Origin of the sequence: Neoalteromonas flava (genome assembly GCF_002807685.1) — a bacterium.
GTDB classification, from domain to species: Bacteria; Pseudomonadota; Gammaproteobacteria; order Enterobacterales; family Alteromonadaceae; genus Alteromonas_E; species Alteromonas_E flava.
On sequence record NZ_PEAX01000001.1, the window covers coordinates 175,675 to 197,914 of the forward strand.

Annotated in this window: 20 protein-coding genes, 1 tRNA gene and 1 riboswitch; of the genes, 5 read left to right on the forward strand and 16 right to left on the reverse strand. The window is 45.8% G+C overall.

Annotation, left to right across the window (positions count from 1 at the left end; translation table 11 throughout):
- Positions 1-40: 40 nt before the first annotated feature.
- Genes CSH92_RS00845 through CSH92_RS00855 form a run of 3 tightly spaced genes read left to right on the forward strand, consistent with a single transcriptional unit; the run spans position 41 to position 2,210 of the window.
- A complete protein-coding gene (locus CSH92_RS00845; protein ID WP_100655713.1) occupies positions 41-577 on the forward strand; it encodes an Hpt domain-containing protein in 537 nt (178 codons plus the stop codon).
- On the forward strand, positions 577-1,293 hold the full coding sequence (locus tag CSH92_RS00850) for a TIGR01621 family pseudouridine synthase (protein ID WP_100655714.1): 717 nt from the start codon (positions 577-579) through the stop codon (positions 1,291-1,293). Before CSH92_RS00845 ends, CSH92_RS00850 begins: the two co-directional genes overlap by 1 nt.
- Before the next feature lie 8 nt (positions 1,294-1,301).
- Positions 1,302-2,210 (forward strand): ketopantoate reductase family protein, encoded by a 909-nt coding sequence (locus CSH92_RS00855; RefSeq protein ID WP_164084622.1) that lies wholly within the window; start codon positions 1,302-1,304, stop codon positions 2,208-2,210.
- Here the strand turns inward: CSH92_RS00855 and CSH92_RS00860 are convergent.
- The 5 genes from CSH92_RS00860 to CSH92_RS00880 form a co-directional block, all read right to left on the reverse strand.
- Positions 2,159-4,060, reverse strand: coding sequence for a putative bifunctional diguanylate cyclase/phosphodiesterase (locus CSH92_RS00860; protein ID WP_100655716.1), 1,902 nt, complete (start codon positions 4,058-4,060; stop codon positions 2,159-2,161). The genes CSH92_RS00855 and CSH92_RS00860 overlap by 52 nt on opposite strands.
- A complete protein-coding gene (locus CSH92_RS00865; RefSeq protein ID WP_100655717.1) occupies positions 4,060-4,284 on the reverse strand; it encodes a YgaP family membrane protein in 225 nt (74 codons plus the stop codon). Before CSH92_RS00865 ends, CSH92_RS00860 begins: the two co-directional genes overlap by 1 nt.
- 153 nt (positions 4,285-4,437) lie before the next feature.
- The gene (gene lysS, locus CSH92_RS00870; protein ID WP_100655718.1) at positions 4,438-6,018 is read right to left on the reverse strand and encodes a lysine--tRNA ligase; all 1,581 of its coding nucleotides are present in this window, start codon (positions 6,016-6,018) and stop codon (positions 4,438-4,440) included.
- A gap of 12 nt (positions 6,019-6,030) precedes the next feature.
- Positions 6,031-7,129 (reverse strand): peptide chain release factor 2 gene (gene prfB / locus CSH92_RS00875; protein ID WP_100655719.1). Its coding sequence is split into 2 segments (ribosomal slippage): positions 6,031-7,053 and positions 7,055-7,129, totalling 1,098 coding nucleotides; the frame shifts between segments, so codons are not numbered across the junction.
- 274 nt (positions 7,130-7,403) lie between these two features.
- The gene (locus CSH92_RS00880; protein ID WP_100655720.1) at positions 7,404-7,976 is read right to left on the reverse strand and encodes an NADPH-dependent FMN reductase; all 573 of its coding nucleotides are present in this window, start codon (positions 7,974-7,976) and stop codon (positions 7,404-7,406) included.
- Positions 7,977-8,067: 91 nt separating this feature from the next.
- On the opposite strand from CSH92_RS00880, the gene CSH92_RS00885 reads away from it, so the two are divergent.
- Positions 8,068-9,822 (forward strand): PAS domain S-box protein, encoded by a 1,755-nt coding sequence (locus CSH92_RS00885; protein ID WP_100655721.1) that lies wholly within the window; start codon positions 8,068-8,070, stop codon positions 9,820-9,822.
- A gap of 11 nt (positions 9,823-9,833) precedes the next feature.
- On the opposite strand, the gene argS is transcribed toward CSH92_RS00885, so the two are convergent.
- From argS to CSH92_RS00935, 10 genes are all read right to left on the reverse strand, one after another.
- Entirely contained in the window at positions 9,834-11,555 is a 1,722-nt protein-coding gene (argS, locus tag CSH92_RS00890) for an arginine--tRNA ligase (RefSeq protein ID WP_100655722.1), read from the reverse strand.
- Between the two features lie 12 nt (positions 11,556-11,567).
- Positions 11,568-13,157: a peptide chain release factor 3 gene (prfC, locus tag CSH92_RS00895; protein ID WP_100655723.1), complete on the reverse strand. Its 1,590-nt coding sequence runs from the start codon at positions 13,155-13,157 to the stop codon at positions 11,568-11,570.
- A 142-nt stretch (positions 13,158-13,299) separates the two neighbouring features.
- Entirely contained in the window at positions 13,300-13,767 is a 468-nt protein-coding gene (gene rimI / locus CSH92_RS00900; protein WP_240612698.1) for a ribosomal protein S18-alanine N-acetyltransferase, read from the reverse strand.
- The gene (locus CSH92_RS00905; protein WP_100655724.1) at positions 13,760-14,134 is read right to left on the reverse strand and encodes a hypothetical protein; all 375 of its coding nucleotides are present in this window, start codon (positions 14,132-14,134) and stop codon (positions 13,760-13,762) included. The genes rimI and CSH92_RS00905 overlap by 8 nt, the downstream gene beginning before the upstream one ends.
- 54 nt (positions 14,135-14,188) lie before the next feature.
- Positions 14,189-14,265 (reverse strand) — tRNA-Trp (locus tag CSH92_RS00910).
- Between the two features lie 47 nt (positions 14,266-14,312).
- A complete protein-coding gene (locus tag CSH92_RS00915) occupies positions 14,313-15,122 on the reverse strand; it encodes a phosphotransferase (protein WP_100655725.1) in 810 nt (269 codons plus the stop codon).
- 5 nt (positions 15,123-15,127) lie between these two features.
- Entirely contained in the window at positions 15,128-15,745 is a 618-nt protein-coding gene (gene pnuC / locus CSH92_RS00920) for a nicotinamide riboside transporter PnuC (protein ID WP_100655726.1), read from the reverse strand.
- A complete protein-coding gene (locus CSH92_RS00925) occupies positions 15,738-16,010 on the reverse strand; it encodes a YkoF family thiamine/hydroxymethylpyrimidine-binding protein (protein ID WP_100655727.1) in 273 nt (90 codons plus the stop codon). The genes pnuC and CSH92_RS00925 overlap by 8 nt, the downstream gene beginning before the upstream one ends.
- 21 nt (positions 16,011-16,031) lie before the next feature.
- A complete protein-coding gene (locus tag CSH92_RS00930; protein WP_100655728.1) occupies positions 16,032-18,137 on the reverse strand; it encodes a TonB-dependent receptor in 2,106 nt (701 codons plus the stop codon).
- A 58-nt stretch (positions 18,138-18,195) separates the two neighbouring features.
- A riboswitch (TPP riboswitch) is annotated at positions 18,196-18,309 on the reverse strand.
- Positions 18,310-18,382: 73 nt separating this feature from the next.
- On the reverse strand, positions 18,383-18,805 hold the full coding sequence (locus tag CSH92_RS00935; RefSeq protein ID WP_100655729.1) for an acyl-CoA thioesterase: 423 nt from the start codon (positions 18,803-18,805) through the stop codon (positions 18,383-18,385).
- A 50-nt stretch (positions 18,806-18,855) separates the two neighbouring features.
- Between CSH92_RS00935 and CSH92_RS00940 the strand changes: the two genes are divergently transcribed.
- The gene (locus CSH92_RS00940) at positions 18,856-20,871 is read left to right on the forward strand and encodes a tRNA(Met) cytidine acetyltransferase TmcA domain-containing protein (protein WP_100655730.1); all 2,016 of its coding nucleotides are present in this window, start codon (positions 18,856-18,858) and stop codon (positions 20,869-20,871) included.
- Between the two features lie 101 nt (positions 20,872-20,972).
- Here CSH92_RS00940 and CSH92_RS00945 read toward each other — a convergent pair whose 3' ends face one another.
- Positions 20,973-22,238 carry a tetratricopeptide repeat protein gene (locus CSH92_RS00945; protein ID WP_205662113.1) on the reverse strand — a complete coding sequence of 422 codons (1,266 nt, stop codon included), beginning with the start codon at positions 22,236-22,238 and terminating at the stop codon, positions 20,973-20,975.
- Between the last annotated feature and the right edge of the window lie 2 nt (positions 22,239-22,240).

Genomic DNA, 22,240 nt, shown 5'->3' on the forward strand with positions numbered 1-22,240 from the left:
TCAAGTACACTCAAGCTACTATTTTTGTCAGAGGCTCACCATGAATGCTGAATTACTGCTTATCAATAAAGAGTTTGGTTTAAAACAACTCAGTGATAATGAAGCTCTGTATAAAAAATTATTACTGCGTTTTCTGCAGGAATACCGCGAAAGTGCCCAGAAGGTAGCGGAATTTCAAACGCAAAACAACCAGGACGCGATGCAATTACTTGTGCATACGATCAAAGGCGTCAGTGGCAATTTAGGGCTTGATTACCTGCACTCTATCGCCAAAGTGACGGATGATGATGTTAAAAGCCAAGGCGCGAGCGCAGAATTAAGTAGTTTACAATCCGCGTTAAGCCAGACATTAGCGCAAATTGAGGAATATTGTGATGCGTCTGCAGCTAATGCTGGCAACAGTAATCAAGCACTTGATGAGTTCAAGCAAGCGCTAAGTGCCCATCGTTTCATCAGTCCTGAACAACTTGACGACTTTCTGGAAGCAGCTCAAATCCCAGCACACAAACATGCAGCGATGCACGAGGCGATTGCTGATCTTGACTACACCACTGCGCAAACGTTACTCGGCGACTGATGCAACAATCCTGCATTGCGCCACGCGTTGAGGTTGTTTACCAGAATGACGCCTTCGCTATAGTCAACAAATCAGCTGGGATTTGTATGCATTACTCCGATGGCGAAAATAATTTGCAGCACCATCTAGCACAGGTCGGAATTGAGTCGTTTTTTCTCGTGCACCGTCTCGATACAGATACCTCAGGGTTAATGGTCATCGGAAAAAACAAAACTGTGACGGCCGAACTTAACAAACTATTCAGTAAGCGCTATGTACAAAAGTTTTACCTTGCCATCAGCGATAAAAAACCACAAAAAAAACAAGGCCACATAATAGGTGATTTACGCAAAGTCAGGCGTGGAAACTATAAGTTACAAAATAGCCAAGAAAATCCTGCCTATACCCAATTTTTTAGTTATTCCATCGCGCTGTCTGAAGCTCGCGCTCGCCTCTTTGTGCTCAAACCTTACACCGGTAAAACCCATCAATTACGTGTGTCTTTAGCTGCCATCGGTGCCCCCATACTGGGAGACCGTCGCTATGGCAAAAGGCCTGCTGACCGAATGTACCTGCATGCTGCCCAGTTGTCGTTTGTTTGGCGCAATCAACCTTACAGCTTCTCCGCATTGACGCCCGTAGGTGAACACTTTCAAGCGCCCGACGTTCACCGCATTCTAACCGAAATAGGGCCGTTTGGTGATTTACCGTGGCCGCGATCACAATTAGCCCAATGAATCAAACTATGCCGTTTAGACAGGTGGATATTATAGGTAATGGTGCAATTGGAAATGTCCTCGCCTACCACCTACAACACGTCAAAGAAATTGAACACTTAGCACGCCATGTTCGCACTGAGGCGGCGACTCGCTTTATCACCTTAGATGGCGCTGAACATAGTCTTGCAACGCAGCTTAACGTATGGCCAAGTGATTGCTCTTCTCATCTGGTGGTCATCCCAGTTAAGAGCTATCAGATAATTGCGGCATTAGCGCAGTTCAAGCAATATTTTTTGGCAAATACAACCCTACTGTTATTGCACAACGGGATTATTGAACCTGCGCTTTTGCAAGATTATGAAGAGCAACACCGGGTGTTTATTGCCACGACCAGCATAGGTGCATTCAAAGCAACGCCGAGTTCATGCCAACAGACCGGCAGCGGTGCTACTCTTGTTGGCAGTCGACAAGAGGTTTCACGCGCGGAAAAAGATGCGATTACACAAGTGCTTAATCATGGACTGGGTCCTGTAGAATGGACAACTAACCTTAAGCAAACGCTATGGGATAAGCTGGCAGTTAATGCAATTATCAACCCACTAACTGCACTCAACAACATGCGAAACGGTGGTTTACTCGCCGCAGAATGGCAAACCATGATTACTGCATTAGCCCAAGAAATAGCCTCGGTCATGCAAGCTGAAGGTCTCAAAGCATCTCCCCAGACAATTAGCGACAAGGTCAGAACCATTGCTACACTGACCCAGCGTAATTACTCTTCTATGCACCAAGATATCGTATTCGGACGGGAGACTGAGATTGAAGCCATCAACGGTTATCTGGCGAGGCGCGCTGACTCACTCGGTTTATCCTGCCCCAACAATCAGCGACTGTTGGCGGAAGTTACCGCACTATCATTTGACTCACGAAGATAAGCCGACACGCTCTGCGCCTCAAGAGGACGTGAAAAATAATACCCTTGTAAATAATCACAACCTAAATTACGCAAAACCTCTGCTTGTTCTGCTGTTTCAACGCCCTCAGCGACCACCAGCTTGTTAAGCGAATGACACAAGTCGACCATGCCTTTGATAAACCGTCCATCGCTGTCGCCTTCTTCTATGTCCACCACAAACTGTTTGTCTAGCTTAATAAAATCAACTTTTAGTTGGCGCAAATAGGCGAGCGAACTCATCCCAATGCCGAAATCATCCAAAGACAGTGTCAAACCTCGATTCTTTAGCTTACTAAGCACAGCAATTGTACTTTCTATATCCACCATAGTGGCACTTTCTGTCAATTCTAGCTCAAGGCGCTCAGGGTCAACCTGAAACTTTTCGAGTAAGTCAAAAATCTCGGGAACCAGCATTTCATCCAGTAGGTTATAGGGAGACAAATTGACCGAAACTTGCACATCAAAACCGGCTTGTAACCAATCTGCCAGCTGTTCAATAGCCTGCTTTAAAATTGTTCGAGTGAATTCGTTTATCAATTCGCTTTGTTCAAACAAGTCAACAAACATCGCAGGGGATAAACAGCCATAATCAGGATGCTGCCAACGAACCAACGCTTCCAGACCGTACACTCGGCCATCTTGATTGGCTATTTTGGGTTGGTAATGCAAGACCAATTGCTTTTCTTTTAGAGCGTTGGCTAGCTGACCGCGCAAAGCAAATTTAATGGTAGACACCTCGTCCTTTTCCGGATCGTAGAACTGAAACCCCAATCGCAGACGCTTCGCTCGGTACATGGCCATATCAGCATGTTGCAAAAGACCATTATTGCTGTGTTCGGCGCTATCGTTCAACGCAATGCCGATACTGGCACCGATTTCATAATAGGCATGATTGACTTGCAATGGCTCACGGAAGCACTTAATCACGGTTTCAGCGAAGCTTTGACATTGCTTGCGGTCAGCTCGCTTGAATAAGACAACAAATTCGTCCCCGCCTAAGCGCACTAACAATGCCCCTTTAGGCGTAACCTCTCGCAAGCGATCTGCAACCGCTCGCAAAACGGCATCCCCTGCAGTATGACCTAAAGTGTCATTGATCGCCTTAAATTTATCCAAATCGATAAGTACCATGGCCAACAGTGAGTCATTATCAGCGCTTTCAATCTCATGCAGGGTATCTGACAAATAATTTCGATTAGGTAATTTTGTTAATGTGTCATGTGTCGCTAAATGCCGTAAACGGCGCTGATTACTCTCAAACTGTCGAGTCACTATGGCACTAATTATCAGCGCAGCCCATATCGCTAGCCAAAAGGTCATAAAAGCGGTGATTGACAGTCGCTTTGCAACATATGACAAGGCTAGACTCAAAGCATCTGCGCGGCGCAATAAAATTAATGTATGCCCATCATAGGTCGCTTTTGCCCAGACTAATTCTTGCTGTCGCAACTTATGGTAGCCAGAGTCAGTTCGTTGCTGAGCTAAATCCTCAGCCAACGTTTGTAACTCTTCATTCCCATGCCCGGTTAACCATCGTGCTTGTTGAACATACCAAATCCCAACAATGGTGTTATCAATGCGTGATTCTGCAAACACGAGAAAGTCAGGCTCGGTCTGTTGAGGTTCAGAAAATAGTTGTTGCGAATAATAGATAAGTTGTGCTCGAGTGGTTTGTTGCTCCAACTCTAAACCTAGATCAGACGCTAATTTGTAGGCCACAAAGATAAAAATAACCGAGACAACAATCGCTAAACTAATCGAACCGAATAACAACTTACGCCGCAGACGAACGTCTTCTTCAGGCAAGAGACGTTCCTGTACCGACAGCATTACTCCATATGCTCCTTACAGGTACTGATGTTAGCCATGCCATATACCGGGCACCAACCAACAGCAAAGGAAATTAGATTCAGAACACCAAATATAATGACCAGCGTTTGCAGTAATAGGTCGCCAATATCGTCCCCGAAGAAGACTCCATAACCAATGGCAACGACGCTGATAACCCCTCTGATCATGCGATCAGCAAAGCACAAATTAATTTTTGGTCGCATCGCGCATCACACTCCAAAATAAGATTTAGGTACTTTTAGATTAGCACAGGCCGGAAACTTCTAGCTTTTTTACCCGCAAATAATTGTAGTAAACGCATGCGCTTAGAAAAGATTGAATCATTATGCCGTTCACCTCAGCGAACGGCAGGTCGATCAAAGTTCTGGTTTCATGTGTGGGAACAATATAACGTCTTTAATCGTTGGGCTGTCAGTTAGCAACATGACTAAGCGATCAATCCCAATTCCCTCGCCAGCGGTTGGTGGTAAGCCGTGCTCTAGAGCGCGGATGTAATCAGCATCAAAATGCATGGCCTCGTCGTCACCGGCATCTTTCTCTGATACTTGCTTAAGAAAACGTTCAGCTTGATCTTCAGGGTCGTTGAGCTCTGAAAAGCCGTTAGCAATCTCGCGTCCGCCGACAAAAAACTCAAAGCGATCGGTAATAAACGGATTCTCATCATTGCGTCGAGCTAATGGAGATACTTCCCACGGATATGCAGTGATAAATGTTGGTTGGTCGAGCCTTTCTTCTGCTGTCGCTTCAAAAATCTCACACAAGTATTTCCCTGCTCCCCAGATACCATCAACCTCTGGCTCTTTGATATGCAATTGCTTGGCTATCCGCTGCAACGTTTCGAGGTTTGCCTCTGGGTTCTCAATGGCGGCCTTATCTTCTGCTGAAATTGGGCCTAGTTGCTGTTCGGGCCAATAACGCAAAATCGCGTCATTCATGGTTAAGCGCACAAACGGTTGGGCAAAATCATAATCTGTCGATGCAACAACATTGCCTTCATTGTCTTTTTGCGTACTAGTGACTTTATGCGTGCCCAATACCTGTTGCGTGACCGAGCGTAACATTTCTTCAGTCAAATCCATTAAATCATAGTAATCCGCGTAGGCTTGATAAAACTCTAGCATGGTAAATTCTGGGTTATGACGGGTCGACAAACCTTCATTGCGGAAATTACGATTAATCTCAAACACACGTTCGAAACCGCCAACCACCAAGCGCTTCAGGTACAACTCAGGTGCGATACGCAAATACATATCGATGTCCATAGCGTTATGATGAGTGATAAATGGCTTTGCCGTAGCGCCGCCTGGGATCACTTGTAGCATTGGAGTTTCAACTTCAAGGAAATCGCGTTCGGCTAAAAATTGGCGAATTGCAGACACAACCTGACTGCGCACTTTAAAGGTCTTACGAGTTTGCTCAGACGTAATTAAATCAACGTAACGTTGTCGATATTTGGTTTCCTGATCGGCAAGCCCGTGAAACTTCTCTGGCAATGGTCGCAATGCTTTGGTTAACAACTCAAAGCTATGCATATCTACATATAAGTCGCCTTTCCCTGACTTGTGCAAAGGCCCACTGACGCCAATAATATCGCCGATATCCAGGCTGCCATAGCGCTCTTTAATGACTTTCTGGGTATCTTTACTGGCATATGATTGGATCCGTCCAGTCATATCTTGTAGGAGCAAAAATGGCCCGCGTTTGGCCATGATCCGGCCCGCAACGCTGACCGGAATATTCTGCTCAGCTAACGCGTCTTTGGTTTGCTCGCCATAATTATCTTGCAACTGTTGAGCGTAGTGCTCACGCCGGAAAGTATTTGGAAAGCCGTTAGCAGAACAATTTTCTCGGATACTGTCGAGTTTCGCGCGACGCTCTGCAATTAGTTTATTTTCTTCAAGTGTCGCCTGTGCCACAGTCGTGTTTGATTCAGTCATTGCAGGTCCTGTCTAAAGTCCAGATTTTAAGCTTGCTTGGATAAAGCGATCGAGATCACCATCCAGCACTGCTTGCGTATTTCGGGTTTCTACGCCAGTGCGCAGATCTTTAATCCGTGAGTCGTCTAACACGTAGGATCGAATTTGGCTGCCCCAGCCAATGTCAGATTTATTGTCTTCCATCGCTTGCTTTTCGGCCGTTTGTTTTTGCAGTTCATATTCGTAAAGCTTGGCCTTTAATTGCTTAAACGCTTGGTCTTTGTTCTTATGTTGCGAGCGGTCATTCTGACATTGCACAACAATGTTGGTTGGAATATGCGTAATTCGTACTGCAGAGTCAGTTCGGTTAACGTGCTGTCCACCCGCACCTGAGGCACGGTAGGTGTCTATTCTGAGATCGGCAGGATTAATCTCGATTTCAATATCATCATTAATTTCGGGATAAATAAACGCTGACGCGAAAGAGGTATGTCGACGATTACCTGAGTCAAAGGGAGATTTACGCACTAAGCGGTGCACTCCGGTTTCTGTGCGTAACCAACCAAATGCGTATTCGCCGCCAAAGCGAATAGTTGCACTTTTTATACCCGCCACATCACCATCGGACACTTCTATCAATTCGGTTTTAAAACCGTGCTCCTCTCCCCAACGCAAATACATGCGCAGCAGCATATTGGCCCAGTCCTGCGCTTCTGTCCCGCCGGAACCCGACTGAATATCCAAGTAGCAATCGCAACTATCATTTGGCCCAGAAAACATCCGTCGAAACTCAAGTGCTTCTAACTTTTCAGTTAACACAGACAGTTCTTGCTGTGCTTCGTCGAAGGTTTCTTGATCCTCCGCTTCAACCGCAAGCTCAACCAAGCCAAGTACGTCTTCGCTACCCTGATCCAACTCGCGAATGGTTTCTACCACTTGCTCTAACGCAACCTTCTCTTTGCCTAATGCCTGAGCCCGCTCTGGCTCATTCCAAACATCGGGACTTTCCAATTCACGATTAACTTCTTCGAGACGTTCTACTTTGAGATCGTAGTCAAAGATACCCCCTAAGCAACTGAGTGCGGGATTGAATATCTTCGATAGCGGTATGGACAGGATTCACTTCAAACATGCTGAGCTTCGGATTACAAAAATGATTGCGGATACTACCGAATTTAGCGCTGAGTTTACAGCTTGATTTGGTATAGATTAGATAAATTCAATACCGCAAGACGACTAATCGCAACCGAGTGATACTTACCTATTTTCTGGCTGTTCTAGCATTAACCTATTGGGTAGCGCTGCAATAACGATGTAGCATCAATCATTTTACCGCCCAATATACTATTAGCCACTTTCCGTGTAATTGCGCTAAGCATACGAAAAGTGGCATCGGTAAGGTTAATTTAACCCTTTAGTCCTTGAGTAAATGAAATCAAATTTCCGACTAAGCGGCCAATTTGCTGATTGGTCTTTTCGTCAGTTAACTCACCCGCGTCGTTGAGTAATGTGTTAACTTTACCAATGGCTTTTTGGTCTGGTATTACATGCACGCCGATATTTCCCAGCAACATCCGCAATACAACTAACACTCGCATACCCCCAAGGGCACCCGCCGAAGACGCCATAATAAGCGCACTCTTGCCTTTAAAGGCTTCAAGCGGCTTTTCGTCACCCACCTTGCGACTGGCCCAATCAATGGCATTTTTTAATAATGCAGGATAACTGGAATTATATTCCGGTGACACAATGATGAAACCGTCATGCGCCATTAACAGTTCTTTGAACGCTTGTGCATTAGCAGGAATACCTTGCTCGGCTTCATCATCTTCATTAAAAATTGGCATCGGATAATCTGCCAGATTGATCAGTGTTACTTCAGCTCCCTCAGCTTCAGCAGCCTTAGCTGCAGCTGCTGCGACAGCTTGGTTGTAGGAGTTTTTACGCGCGCTCCCTGAAAAAGCCAGTAATTTGATCATGCTATTTTCCTAAATTCATATTTTCAATTAAAGTGTTACGTGAATGGGCAGATAATGATCATCACAAGCCCGAAGCAGTAAAAGGCCTTTTATGTTTAAAAATCTTTTAAATTTAATAAACGGAACTAATGTAACAGGAATTTTAGAACAGGCAATCGATGCCATTATTAGCATCGATGCAAACAACAATATCACTTTTATCAATCGTGCCGCTGAAGCCTTGTTTGGCTATAAACGTGATGAAGTCTTGGGTAAGAACGTAAAAATGCTGGTACCCAGCGAATTCAGAGCGAACCATGATAATTATGTAAACGCCAACCGTCAGGGAAAAGCTGACAAGATAGTGGGTACCTCGCGCGATGTTCAAGTCGAAACGCGTTCAGGGGAACGCAAATGGTGCAACTTATCCTTGTCTAAGGTTCCTCACTCGGATGGCTTTCATTACACTGCGTTTATTAAAGATATTTCGGTGCAAAAAGAAGCACAAGAGCGTATCGACCAAACCTTAGAGCAGTGTATCGATGCGGTTGTTAGCATTGATGAAAATAACAATGTGACATTTTTCAATCATGCAGCTGAAAATCTTTGGGGCATTGGGAGAGATAAGGTACTTGGGCAAAATGTTAAAATGCTCGTGCCACAAATAATCCAAAGTCAGCATGATGAAATGGTCAACCGTAATCGTCGAACTGGTGAGGACCGCATTGTTGGTACATCACGCGAAGTCGAAATTGAGCGTGCCGATGGCGGTAAATTGTGGGGCAATTTATCACTATCTAAAGTCATGGTTGGCGATAAAATCACCTACACAGCTTTCGTAAAAGACATTACTGAGGAAAAAGCTCAACGTGATCAGATTGCGCTACTGTCGCTAGTGGCGAATGAAACTGACAACTCAGTGATAATCACTGACGCCCAAGGGTTAATTGAATACATCAACCCAGGATTTAGTAAATTAACGGGGTATAGCGCGGAAGACGTGGTGGGTAAAAAACCTGGGCAAATTCTGCAAGGCAAACACACGTCTGATGAGACTCGGAAGCGGATCCGCACAAAGCTCGAACGTCGTGAGCCGTTTTATGAAGAAATACTCAACTACACCAAGCAAGGTGAACCCTATTGGATAAGCCTCGCGGTGAATCCCGTTTTTGATGAGCATCAACAGCTCAAGCAGTTTGTTTCCATCCAAGCCAATATTGATAAAACCAAACGTCGCGCGCTAGAAAATGATGTCCGCATGGATGCCATCAGTCACGCTAATATCGTATTAGAGTTTAACGCTGAAGGACGCTTACAATTGGCCAATAAACTGGCAATAGATGCCTTTAAAGCCAAGGATCAAAGTACGCTGCAAGGTTCAATTAAGCTTTTAAAAGATTATATCAACGCGGAACATTGGCAACTATTGCATCAGGGGGAATTTATTAATACTGAATTCACAATCGCGGCAAACAACCAACAAGTTCGTCTTGCTGCTGCCATTTCTCCGGTGCAAGATGAAGATGGTAATCTGAATAAGATTCTAGTTTTTGGTGCAGATGTTTCTGAACGGAACGCTGTATTGTCACAAACACACACAGCCATGTCGCAGGTGCTTGCACGGATCAGTAGTATCATTGAAACCATCAATAGTATTTCGGATCAAACCAATCTGCTGGCCTTAAATGCAGCTATTGAATCTGCGCGCGCGGGCGAGGCTGGACGAGGTTTTGCCGTTGTAGCTGACGAAGTGCGCAGTTTAGCGCTACGCACAACTGAATCAGCCAAAGAGATTGGTTCTTTGGTCGACGAAACCCGTAAACATGTAGAAGGACTCAGCCAGTACATGGATGGTGGTCAATCATGACCACCTTCCAATTACATCCGTTTTGCAGTTCCAATACCTAACAGGTTTAGCCCTAACTGCAGTGTCTTTGCTGTCAAATGAGCTAGCGTTAAACGACTCACCTGAGTCTCAGCATCAACGCCTTCTTTAAGTATTGGGCAGGCTTCATAAAAGCGCATGAAACCACTGGCCAAATCGTATAGATAAGCACAAAGCACGTGCGGAGTAGCCTCTTCTGCTACGGTAAGTAGCGCGTCTTCAAACTGCAGTAGCTTGGTTGCTAGAGACTTTTCCTCATTGGCAACGATTTGCACTGCAGCGGGAGTAAACTCACCAGTAAACTTCTCAAAAATGCTTTGAATTCGGGTAAACGCGTACTGCAAGTAAGGCGCCGTATTCCCTTCGAAACTGAGCATCTGGTCCCAATCAAAGATATAATCTGTTGTGCGATTCTTGCTCAAGTCAGCATATTTCACCGCCCCAATCCCAATTTTCTTGGCTAGCTCAGGATCGACGCTTTGACCTGCCGCCCGCTCGATAAGCAGTTTTTCTGCCCGCTGCACTGACTCTACCAGTAAATCATGCAGTTTAACCGTGCCACCCGTGCGGGTCTTAAACGGCTTGCCATCTTTACCCAACATCATACCAAAGGGGCAGTGCTCATAGCTTTGCTCAGCGCGGATGAAACCTGCTTTGCGCGCCACTACTTCAGTTTGCTTAAAGTGTAAGCTTTGGCGCGCATCAGTGAAGATCAATGTACGATCTGCGTTTAGTTTGCCATTGCGATAGCGGATTGCAGCTAAATCGGTAGTCGCATACAGGTAGCCACCGCCTGATTTTTGAATAATGTAAACTGCTGGCTTGCCTTCCTTATCCGCCATTTCTGGCAAAAAGACCACTTGCGCCCCCTGATCTTCAACAGCAATGCCCTGGTTTTTCAGTTCACTGACTACGGCCGCAAGGTCGTCGTTATAAGCACTCTCACCCATTACGTCGTCACGCGTTAAACTAACATTCAGTAGTGAGTAAACGTCTTCGCTGTGCTGAATTGATACGTCAATAAATTGTTGCCACAGTGCCATACACTGCGCGTCTCCGCTTTGCAGTTTTACCACGTACTCGCGGGCGCGATCAGCAAACCCATCTTCATCATCAAAACGTACTTTCGCAGCACGGTAAAAGTCTTCCAAGTCACTCAGCGCTGTTTCAGCCACTGTGTTTTCAGCGAGTTGATCGCTTAAGTGCGCCAACAGCATGCCAAATTGTGTCCCCCAATCGCCCATATGATTTTGACGAATGACGTTATGACCAAGAAACTCAAGAACTTTAACTGTGGCGTCGCCAATAATGGTGCTACGTAAATGACCAACATGCATTTCTTTAGCGAGATTGGGAGAGGAATAATCTACTACAACTGTCTGCGCCGTTTGCTCATTGATTGACACTCGCGCGTCTTGGCTGGCTGTGGTTGCCCAACTGGCTAAAAAGTCATGGCTTAAATGAATGTTGATAAATCCAGGGCCGGCTATCTCGAGCTGGCTAGCAATGTCTTGTAATTGGACCGTTGCCAGAATTTGTTGCGCGATTTCGCGCGGGTTTTTCTTTAACGCTTTGGCCAGTGCCATCGCGCCGTTAAACTGGTAGTCACCAAACTCTGGCCGCGTGCTGCGACTTAGCGGTACTTTGCTGTCATCAAAGCCAAGTTGCTGCAAGGCCTGTTGAAATCGTTGAGTGATTAGCGCATGTAAATTCATAATCGATTAACTTTAGTGCTCTCGAGTGGTTTTAAAGGTAATGTCGGGGTAACGCTCCTGCGCTAATGACAAGTTCACCATAGTCGGCGCAATATAGGCGAGATTTTCTCCACCGTCCAACGCCAGATTGCTTTCAGATTTTCGTCTGAATTCATCCAGTTTCTTAGCATCGTCACAATAAACCCAGCGTGCAGTTGATACATTTACCGATTCATAAATGGCCTCAACGTTGTACTCAGCCTTCAAACGGGCTACAACGACATCAAACTGCAGTACACCGACAGCACCGACAATCAGGTCATTGTTGATCAGTGGCCGAAACACTTGCACCGCGCCTTCTTCAGACAATTGGATCAAGCCTTTCAATAGTTGTTTTTGCTTCAACGGATCTTTTAAACGGATACGTTTAAATAACTCTGGCGCGAAATTGGGGATCCCTTTAAATCGATGATCTTCGCCAGCGGTAAAAGTATCACCAATACGAATTGAACCATGATTGTGCAGGCCGATAATATCACCTGCATAGGCTTCTTCTAATAAAGCCCTGTCACCCGCTAAAAACGTCAACGCGTCAGAGATACGAATATCTTTGCCAACCCGGGTATGACGCATTTTCATGCCTTTCTCATATTTACCCGACACAATGCGACAAAAGGCAATACGGTCGCGATGCTTGGGGTCCATATTGGCCTGAATTTTAAATACAAAGCCACTGAATTTATCTTCGGTGGATTCCACCACCCGCGCATCTGTCTCGCGACTCTGTGGGGTCGGCGCCCACTCCGTCAAACCATCAAGCATATGGTCTACGCCAAAGTTACCTAATGCGGTACCAAAAAAGACTGGCGTTAATTGCCCCTGCATAAACAACTCGTGGTCAAACTCGTTCGAAGCGCCCACGACTAATTCGAGTTCGTCGCGCAATTGAGATGCTAAATCGCTGCCGATTGCAGTATCTAATTCAGGGTTATCCAAACCTTTAATGATCCTGACGGCTTGAATGGTATGGCCTTGCCCCGTCTGATACAAAATTGTTTCATCACGATGCAGGTGATACACACCTTTAAACAACTTGCCACAGCCAATTGGCCACGTGATCGGAGCGCATAAAATATCTAGTTCGGTCTCAACCTCGTCGAGTAGCTCCATGGGATCTCGAATATCACGATCGAGCTTGTTCATGAAGGTAAGTATTGGTGTATCTCGCAAACGCGTTACTTCCATTAACTTACGCGTTCTATCCTCTACCCCTTTTGCCGCATCGATAACCATTAAACAAGAATCAACCGCTGTTAGCGTGCGGTAGGTATCTTCAGAAAAGTCTTCGTGCCCAGGCGTATCTAACAAATTAACCAAACAGTCAGCATAGGGAAACTGCATAACCGAGGTGGTTACCGATATTCCCCGCTCCTTTTCCATTTCCATCCAGTCTGATTTAGCATGTTGACCAGATTTTTTACCTTTTACCGTGCCTGCAGTCTGTAGCGCATTTCCAAACAACAATACTTTTTCAGTGATGGTTGTTTTACCCGCGTCCGGGTGCGAGATAATAGCGAAGGTTCGGCGTTTGTTGATTTCACTTAAAAGTTTGGCATTTGCCATGTTCAATTCTGTCCCACTTTGCGTGCGTCAAAAGCACGCGGTTAATCATTGTGATTGAGCTGCTGCTGTTATGATCGTAAGCATTTTGAATGGGGCGTATTATACAAGGGTTTAGCAGTAAGTCTTGGGCAAAGTCCAAGTTTCATGAATTTTTTAAAGTCCGTTGCATGATGAGCGCATCTTCTTTAGCGTTGGCATCGCCAGCCATAGCGTAATATCCCTTTCTGCGCGCAATCTGGACAAAATGGAACTGCTCATACAACGCGATAGCAGCAGTGTTCGAAGCGCGCACTTCGAGCCAACAACTCATTGCGTTGAACTGTTCGCATTGAGCAATGAAATGGGTCAACAAACGGCGTCCGACGCCTTGCTTCCGGGCAGAAGGATGCACTGCTATATCCATAAGGGTTGCTTCATCCGCAACCATCAGTCCGATGTAATAACCCTGTAAGGTTTTACCGTCTAAAATAGCATTTGCGAAATAAGGTGAGCTCAAGCAATCGTTAAATACGCTTTCTGACCAGGGTACCGGATGAGAATGCTTGCATACCTGATACGCTTGTCTACAGAGATCCGAGGCTGCGCCTAACTGACTAATTTGACTAGCCACGATGGATCAATTGTTGCCATATTTGCTGCTTCAAGGCAGGCGTCACGGTTTTTACGTCTTGCGGTAAGCTGATGTTTGCGCCTTCGACGACCAACGTTCGTGTGCGAGTAGCTGATTCTGTTATCGGCGCACTGTCTGGGTCCAGGTTCTGTGCAGCAATAGTAAGATCGTGTAAAAACTCAGCTGACAATAGTTTTGCAACCTTCGGCTTTTCGTCAGTCAACATGACTTCGCCATGCCCCAATTCTGTCGGCATTGCAGCGCAAACATCCTGCTGAACCTGTTCGGCTTGATCATTTGCCTGCCACGATGTGACGCCCATGGCTTGAAGCACAGCATTTTGATAATTTTGTCTGGATGTCGACATTGCGGACCGCCTTAAAGAGGGTTCTCAACAGACGCTTAGTGTAGCAGAGAAAAGTGGCAGGGGTGGAGGGACTCGAACCCCCAACCGTCGGTTTTGGAGACCGCTGTTCTACCAATTCGAACTACACCCCTAGCGCGCTCGCATTATACGTATGCGCGCTTAAAGGTAAAGAAAAAAGTCACTTTTCGGTGATTTTTGTGAAGGCCTTAACCGCACCGTACCAAAGCTGATAGGTTAATTCGACCAAATCATGAACCCTCGCCAAGCCAGCCTTCACGTCGGCTGCGCTGAAACCTGAAAAATGCGCATAATGTTGAGTCAGATATTCGATTTGCTGGCGGTTTAATTGGTTAATCTTAATGCTGGATGCGATATCAAAAAAACGATTGCCGGTCGCCGCATATTCCCAGTCGATAATAACAGGCTTGGTATGGTCGATAATATGATTTAACGCCAAGTCATTGTGACAAAATACACGATGCTCAGTATCGGCAAACTCCCTTTCATAGCTGCTATGAAGTTGCTTTATCTTCTCCTGCAACACCTTATGTTCTTCGTATGGAATGGTGGTTAAATATTGTGCCCATTGACTGGGCAAATCATTGATGACCGTTGAAATCGCTAAATCATGAGTAAGCGCGAGTGCTTTAGCCAGTCGCTCCATTTTTAACTGATCATCAAGCACTGTGAACGGTTCAATCGAATGTCTTACCCAGTCCTCAGCATAAATACCCTGAGTTTGATTAAGGTACAGTGGCATTGGTGCCAATCCAGTACGCGCGATTTTACGCTGCATGGCCATTAATGCAGGCCGAGCTCGGCCAGTTATATGATCAGCGTGAAATTGCTTGATCAGAAATCGCTCACCTTCTGCGGAGATACAATACGTTGTATTGACTGGAGTCGCGTTGATTTCGCGGATTTGGTAGTCAGCGTCGATACCTAAAGAATCGAAAAATGACTGCGGTAAATCCTTATTCGCAAGCATAAGCGTTAGTCCCTCGCTGGAGTCAGGCTATGACTTTTTCGCCACTGCAGTAAACCATAGACTGACAACCCAACATAAAGCAAGAACAACAGACTGGTTAGATATAATTCCACCTGCCAATAGAGCCAACAAGAAACAGCGTTGATCACCAACCAGTAAACCCAATTATCAAGTTTCTTGTACACCACCATCACTGTTGTTATAACGCTGGCGATAGTAATAAATGCATCAACATACACATATTGGGTGTCGACGTAACTAGATACGGTATGAGCAAGAACAGCAGTAACAGTGAAGATAACGGCAATGATCACACTATTTTGCGTCAACGTTAAGCGCGAGACATCTGCCTCATCACCACTGCGTTGCCATTGCCAATACCCGACAACAGCCATCAGCACATAGTAGGCGTTTAACACGACTTGGAAAGGCAAATTAACGTGCCAAAACACAATTGTATACAACAGTGTACTGATTCCAGCGCACAGCCAGCACCAGATATTTTTGTGTGCAGCCAACACCACATAGGCGATGGCCAGCACCACTGCAATTGCCTCTAATCCCTGCAACGCAATGAACTGTTGCCACAACACTTCGCTCATTGCATCATTACCACTACTCATCTTTATACAGTCCCGGCGCGACCTGCTCTCCAGCTAGAAATTTACACACCAGTATGGCTTGCCCTGTCGTCTCGTGTAATGTTTCAATTTCACGCGCAAGAATCGCAAATAGATGACTGTATTCTCCTCGCACTTGAGTGCTCGTTGTCGTCGTAACAATCTCGAGTTCGGGGTAACCGTGTAACTTATTAATAAAGCCTTTGATAACACTTAAGTAATCATTCGCCAATGGATAAAGCGATAACTCAGCGGTACATAGCGCCATGCCAATACTCCTTGTATTGCGTTAAAAATACCAATTGAGGGTGGCACCTAACTGGCGTTCACTACCAAATTGATAGTACGGCTCTGGTTGCGCATACCCGAATTCACCGTCTCTGGGGTCATTACTAAAACCACCAAAACCGCGCACATAGTAGTCGCGATCAAATAGGTTTTTGACCCACAACTGAAGCTGCAATGCCTGCCACTGCCACTCTAGCGAGGTGTCGACTAATGCATAACCCGGTGAAGTAACGTCGTGCCCATCGGAAAAACGATAATCGTCGGTAAAATCCAATTCAATTCGCCACAGCCCATTATCTGCAAATGCGAAGCGCGAGGCGAGGTTAGCGGTAAATTCTGGCGCTTGAGCTTGCCGCTGTTTATTCACGCGCTCACCATTACTGGTAACATAACCTGCAAAAGTGGCATCCAAATAACCAACTGCAACATCAATTCCCCAATGTTTAGTCACTTGCCACTGCGCTTCAAATTCAATGCCGCGATTGGTTCCAACATCAGCATTGCCAATAATGTCGATAAAATCCGTCGAGCCATTATCACGCAACAAGGTATCAAAATCGGCGACTTGGGTATCCTCTCGATCCATATAAAATAGTGCTACACGATAGCTCGCATTGGTGTCGGGCAAGCGCTGTTTCAGTCCAATTTCATAATTCCAGTTATACTCCGGCGCATATAGCCGTGCATTCTCCGACACCCGCTCATCAGGGTTAAACCCAGCCGTTTTATAACCCCGCGAGAGACTCCCGTAAATCACCCCATCCGCAAGCAGATAGTTCAAGGCGATTTTCCCTCCCAGTAGGGTATCACTTCCATCATCCGTAAAACCGGTATTGTCAGCGTAATCTAATTCAGAATGCTCTACCCGCATTCCCCATTGCAATCCAAACTTACTATTAATTTCAGTATCCACACGCGCATACAGCGCAAAATTAGTCGGCGAGTATGCACTGCTAAACGGACCATCGGCGAACGTGTATTCTCGCTGCAAATCTTCATCGCGTGAGCGATAGACAGCGCCAACCACCCAATCAAAGGCGTGCTCGCTGATTAGTAATGGTTGTTTAGACGTAGCGCGAATCTCTAATGAACGTGACGCCACATCGCGATAATAGGCATCAAAAGAGGTATATCCATTCGGGTGAAAACCGGTAAAAGTCCAATCTTCGTCATAGCCGTAGCCCATTTCACTTTCAGTGACCGAAAGAATCGTCAGCCAATCCGCCAGCTCAGTGCTGGAATCCAAGCGCACACTGACTGCGTGTGTTTCATTGCGATCAAATCCAGGTTCGTCAGAGCGTGTATTGCGATCATTATCGAGAGAAAACGCGTCGTAGCCGTTGTCGATATCAAAGTAGCGGTAATTCACCAATAAGTTATGCGTGTCGTTTAGCTGAAGCATATAGGCCAAACGCCCCGCTTGTTCATTAATATTATCGGTATCTGCGCGGTTTAAAAATGTGTTGGTGATATCGCCATCACTGCGCTGCTCTAGCCAAGATGCACGGAAGCCTGAAGCAGGAGACAAATCCCCTCCTACGGCCACACCAGCACGCCATGTATTGTTGCTGGCCAGCGACAGAAGCAACTGGTTTACCTGTTCTGCACCAGGTTGCACGCTTTGCATATTCACTGCACCCGCCAATGCCCCTAAGCCGAACTCAGTAGCTTGCGGTCCTCGCAGCACTTCTACCTGAGCAATATCAAAGGGTTGAGCAAGCGCAAATAGTCCGGTTAGATCAATATTATCAAGGGTGAAATTGACCGAAGGGTTTAACGGTTCACTGAATTGACTACGTTCCCCAATCCCGCGTATTTGAATAAAGCGCCCACGCGATGCACCGCTGGCGAAATTGACGTTTGGGATTGCACCGATGAGTGCATCAATATGTTGTGCTTGACGTTGCGCAATAGTTTCACTCGAGAGGACAGTCGCGCTGGCGGCCAATTGTTCAAGTGCAGTCTGGCGGAAGTCAGAGGTAACAACGATGCGCTCAATTTCCGCATCCTTGGATCCCGCGGCGGCATCACTCTGCGCATAGGCGAATGATTGCGCATTGCTGGTTATTAAAAACGCAGCTAACGGAGTTAACTTAAAGTGTTTCATGGTTATAGGATCTCTTCGTAAAATACATGAAAAGACCCGGTTTTCACGGCAGGTGTTAAAGATGATGCTTTACCATTCCTACGCCGGTATTATCCGGATCAGGTATAAGGGTTTCCCAATGGATCTCAGCTTACGTCGCATTAAAACGCGACTAGCACCCCTAGGTTATGTGTCCCAAAAGACGACTGAAGTCTAACATGCCATCCGCCCTATCACTATCCCTGTAATAGCGGATTAACAATTTTTTACGCGTCAGGTAAAAAGTTTAGGGTTTTTAATTCATCTTTGGTTTGCTTTTCTAAATGCTCAAGTGTCTTGCCATGAGCTACGGGCTGGCGCGTGCTCGGGTCGACCTGAACAAAAACAATATCATCGGCAAGACAAATCGTTTTTTTCGTCGCTTTGTTGCGGACTAGGCAAGTGACCGTTATCGATGTCCTGCCTACCGCCTTAGTCGCTAAACCAAACTCGACAATATCCCCTTGTAATGCAGGTGATTCGAAGCTGATTTCACCGATGTGTTTAGTCACCAAACAATTGGTTTCAAGCTGGCAAATGGCATATATCGCCGCCTCTTCATCGATCCACTCTAAAGCTCGCCCACCGAACAATGAACCGGCATAATTGAGATCGCCGGGCATAACCAAACGACGAGATAAAAACCGCATACAAATTCCTATACACTATAGCTACATAATAACGATAGCGTTGAGTATAGATGATTGCCCCAGCGGATGCTGTTAAACAAATAGCTAATTGGTTAAACCAACGTAGCCAAACTGTTAATCATCGTCAGTTATTATTGCTCTGTGGCGAGCAAAGCTGGGGTGAGCGCATTGCTGAACACATTTGGTGTAACTTTTCCTCGCGCACTAACAATGAAGTATTGCGACTCTGGCTTGGCACTCGCGGTAGCGATGAGCAACATGCAGCGTTAAGTAATGCAAAGCAATGGTTAGGGCAAGAGCTCGACCTCATTATTTTTAATGCCCATGCGCACTTAGACATTGATGCACTACTCGCCGTCAGTGGCACCTTGCGTCATCAGGGACTCATTGTGTTGCTTTGTCCTGCGCGGGAAAATTGGTCCAGTGAGCTAGATTGCATACAACGACCCTCTTTGGGAATCGAGATCTCACACAGCTATTTCGCCGAATGGTTTAATAGCGTGCTCGCAGATGAAGCCACGATCGCCTCAATAGAACAAAAAACAGCACAGGTAAAACTACCGATATCACCTGTTGCAGCTGCTGACAAAACACAGTTTGACGTTGCCGCACCATTTAAAACCCAAGACCAAAGCGACATAGCAAAGAATGTCTTGCGACAACTTGCATCACCGCACAAGGTTTGTGTGGCCATAACTGCACCTCGTGGCCGCGGCAAAAGCTGGCTAGCCAGCTGGCTTATCCAACAATATATTCAACGCTCTCAGTCTGTAATACTGATTTCATCGCGTGCCAAAGCTGCGCAAACAATATTTCAGCAAACGGATCCAATGAATGCCAGAGAGCACCTTCAATATGCAGCGCCGGACGATGATATCAGCCGTTTATCTGAGGTCGATTTAGTGGTCATTGATGAAGCTGCCAGCATCCCCGTGCCAATGCTTGAACGTATATGCCAAGCAGCACCAAGTTGCCTGCTAACAACCACCACTGATGGATATGAGGGAACTGGTCAGGGGTTCATACAGCGCCTACTCCCTGGCATTGAACCTTTATATCAATCGTTAAGCCATTACCAACTTGAGCAGCCGGTCCGGTGGTACCGTAATGATCGTCTCGAAAGCATACTCGCACAAATGACTTGCCAAACGTTGGCAAAAGCCGTCCAACCTAAAAAAATAGACCTTTCGCTAACTTATACCCTGCGCCAGATTGAATCCCCGGCTTTGCTGAGTTCCCCGCAGAAACTGTATGCCCTGTTTACACTTTTACGAGATGCACACTATCAAACAAAAACTGCTGACCTTGTGCGCTTACTTGACTCACCAGACCATGCTATTTATATCGCTGAAAATAGCACTTCGTTATTAGGTGCATGCGTGGTGATCAAGGAAGGAAATTCACAGTTAGCTGAACTTGCCAGCCCCATCTCACAAGGCCAAAGACGTCCACAAGGACACCTGTCATTGCAGCTCATGGCTTTTCATACTGCATCTCCTGAGTACTGCCATTTGAGTGCATGGCGTATAAATCGGATAGTGGTGTTAGAACAAGCCCGTCAGCATGGCGTAGCTAGTGCGCTTTTAGGCTTTGTCGAACAACAAGCGAAAAGCAAACATGTTGATGTTATGTCTACGCTATTTGGTGAAAAAGCGTATTTAAATAACTTTTGGGAGAAAAACGCATATTCAAGGTTCTATAGTGGTGATCGGCAAAATAAAGCCAGTAACAGTCAAAATGTTTTGTACACCAAAGTGTTAAACCCAGCGCTAAAGCAATGGTTTGACCATGGAGGAGCGCTAACCACATTGCAACAGACGCGAAAACTGTATGATTTTATCGCTGGATGGCGAGGGCTTGCCTCTATTCAGGAGGCGTTGCTAGCTTTTAGCGATATAGCTACTAATACCGAAAACCTACCAATATTAAACCACATCGCTAAGCAACAGCGCTGCGAATTAACAGAACTGGTTAGTGTATTTGCGCTAGAGGGTAAGAAACAGCTTGCTGAAAAATTGCGCGATGAATTGCAAATAGCGCTAACAGCGCTTGAAACAGACGACTAGCATGGCAAGACTCGCTCATTGCTTGGGCCTAACACATGCCGGAATTAGGGCTACCAGCACTCGAAAACAAGCATAAAAAAAGCCCCTTACGGGGCTTTTGATTAGGAAAGATTAATTCCTCTGTTCTTCGCCTTTTCGCGAATATACGGTTCCCACGCAAGTGCATTGCGTCGAATTGAATTGTCTTTCTTCGCTTGTTGCACATGACGATAAGCTTCACGGAAATTACCCGTATAGAAGTTTGCTTCCATTAATGAGAAATGGATACGCCCTTCATCCGGTGCGCCACGCTCTAATGCACTATTCAATGCAACAATCGCGTCTTTGTAGCGCTCGGCAGTTAACAACAACACACCTTGCTTACGGAAGTGTTCGGGATCTGAGCTTAAGCTCGCCGCTTGTCCGTAAAACTTGGCAGCGTCCAGATATTCTTTTGCCTGGTGCAGCGTATTGGCAAGTGCTGCCAAACTATCTGCATCACGCTTGATCAAACCCTGCTCAATATACTTCTGTTGTATCTTGGCTGATTTGTAAGGAATATCGTTTGTCGCATACAACTGCGCCAACGCCTTAACTTCAGACGTTTTGGTTAAAAACCCTTGGTCATGAGCAATTTCAAATATTGAAAGTGCGCGCTTATAGTCTTCGACCAGCATGTAGAAGAAACCTAACTGGGTCCACCACTGCTTAGTTTCAGGAAATAGCTTAACCAACATTTCTGCCACTTCTACCGTTTGCGGATATAGCTTACGCTCATAATAAGAAGTCAACTTAAGAACGTGAGGGTTCTTATTTGGCTCGTCATACAAAGCAATCGCTTTATCAGCGGGATCGATCATTTTATCGAGCTGGCCATTCTCATAGTAAGCCTGTGCAATTCGCGTATAAACGTCTGGATCTTGCTTACAGGTAATGTCCATCCACTTTGTATACCAATCGATCGCATCACCATACTTTTTCTCTTGCATACTCAAATCGCCGAGTAACTTCAGCGTTTGCGTATATTCAAGATCATTAAGTACGCGCGTACTTACGGCACCTTTAAGATAATCCAAGGCTTTAGTGCCCTGCCCCTCTTGTGCAGCAAGCAAGTTACCGATAAAACGGTCTACGTAGGCTCTGTCAAAATCATCGGAGGCGTCAATATCGTATAAAACTTCAAGCGCTTCAGTCATCAAGTCCTGATTGTAAAACTCAAATGCCTGTTGCACTTTTTTACCGGTACGCTCACCCACTAACTGGGTCTTACCTTTTTGGTATCCCGGACATTCAATCGGTTGTGACTGCGCATATACTTGCGCCGACAACAAAAACGTACCTGCAAGCATTGACCCGACGATTGAACGATTAAACATTTTCTTCATCATGA

Excerpts from the sequence above, each read along its gene's own strand:
- CSH92_RS00945 (WP_205662113.1), bottom strand. The coding sequence starts at position 22,238 with ATGATGAAGAAAATGTTTAATCGTTCAATCGTCGGGTCAATGCTTGCA.
- CSH92_RS00865 (WP_100655717.1), bottom strand. The coding sequence starts at position 4,284 with ATGCGACCAAAAATTAATTTGTGCTTTGCTGATCGCATGATCAGAGGG.
- CSH92_RS00850 (WP_100655714.1), top strand. The coding sequence starts at position 577 with ATGCAACAATCCTGCATTGCGCCACGCGTTGAGGTTGTTTACCAGAAT.
- lysS (WP_100655718.1), bottom strand. The coding sequence starts at position 6,018 with ATGACTGAATCAAACACGACTGTGGCACAGGCGACACTTGAAGAAAAT.
- CSH92_RS00860 (WP_100655716.1), bottom strand. The coding sequence starts at position 4,060 with ATGCTGTCGGTACAGGAACGTCTCTTGCCTGAAGAAGACGTTCGTCTG.
- CSH92_RS00855 (WP_164084622.1), top strand. The coding sequence starts at position 1,302 with ATGCCGTTTAGACAGGTGGATATTATAGGTAATGGTGCAATTGGAAAT.
- CSH92_RS00905 (WP_100655724.1), bottom strand. The coding sequence starts at position 14,134 with ATGTCGACATCCAGACAAAATTATCAAAATGCTGTGCTTCAAGCCATG.
- CSH92_RS00935 (WP_100655729.1), bottom strand. The coding sequence starts at position 18,805 with ATGCGGTTTTTATCTCGTCGTTTGGTTATGCCCGGCGATCTCAATTAT.
- prfC (WP_100655723.1), bottom strand. The coding sequence starts at position 13,157 with ATGGCAAATGCCAAACTTTTAAGTGAAATCAACAAACGCCGAACCTTC.
- CSH92_RS00885 (WP_100655721.1), top strand. The coding sequence starts at position 8,068 with ATGTTTAAAAATCTTTTAAATTTAATAAACGGAACTAATGTAACAGGA.
- argS (WP_100655722.1), bottom strand. The coding sequence starts at position 11,555 with ATGAATTTACATGCGCTAATCACTCAACGATTTCAACAGGCCTTGCAG.
- CSH92_RS00930 (WP_100655728.1), bottom strand. The coding sequence starts at position 18,137 with ATGAAACACTTTAAGTTAACTCCGTTAGCTGCGTTTTTAATAACCAGC.
- CSH92_RS00880 (WP_100655720.1), bottom strand. The coding sequence starts at position 7,976 with ATGATCAAATTACTGGCTTTTTCAGGGAGCGCGCGTAAAAACTCCTAC.
- CSH92_RS00940 (WP_100655730.1), top strand. The coding sequence starts at position 18,856 with ATGATTGCCCCAGCGGATGCTGTTAAACAAATAGCTAATTGGTTAAAC.
- CSH92_RS00845 (WP_100655713.1), top strand. The coding sequence starts at position 41 with ATGAATGCTGAATTACTGCTTATCAATAAAGAGTTTGGTTTAAAACAA.
- CSH92_RS00925 (WP_100655727.1), bottom strand. The coding sequence starts at position 16,010 with ATGGCGCTATGTACCGCTGAGTTATCGCTTTATCCATTGGCGAATGAT.
- CSH92_RS00915 (WP_100655725.1), bottom strand. The coding sequence starts at position 15,122 with ATGCTTGCGAATAAGGATTTACCGCAGTCATTTTTCGATTCTTTAGGT.
- pnuC (WP_100655726.1), bottom strand. The coding sequence starts at position 15,745 with ATGAGTAGTGGTAATGATGCAATGAGCGAAGTGTTGTGGCAACAGTTC.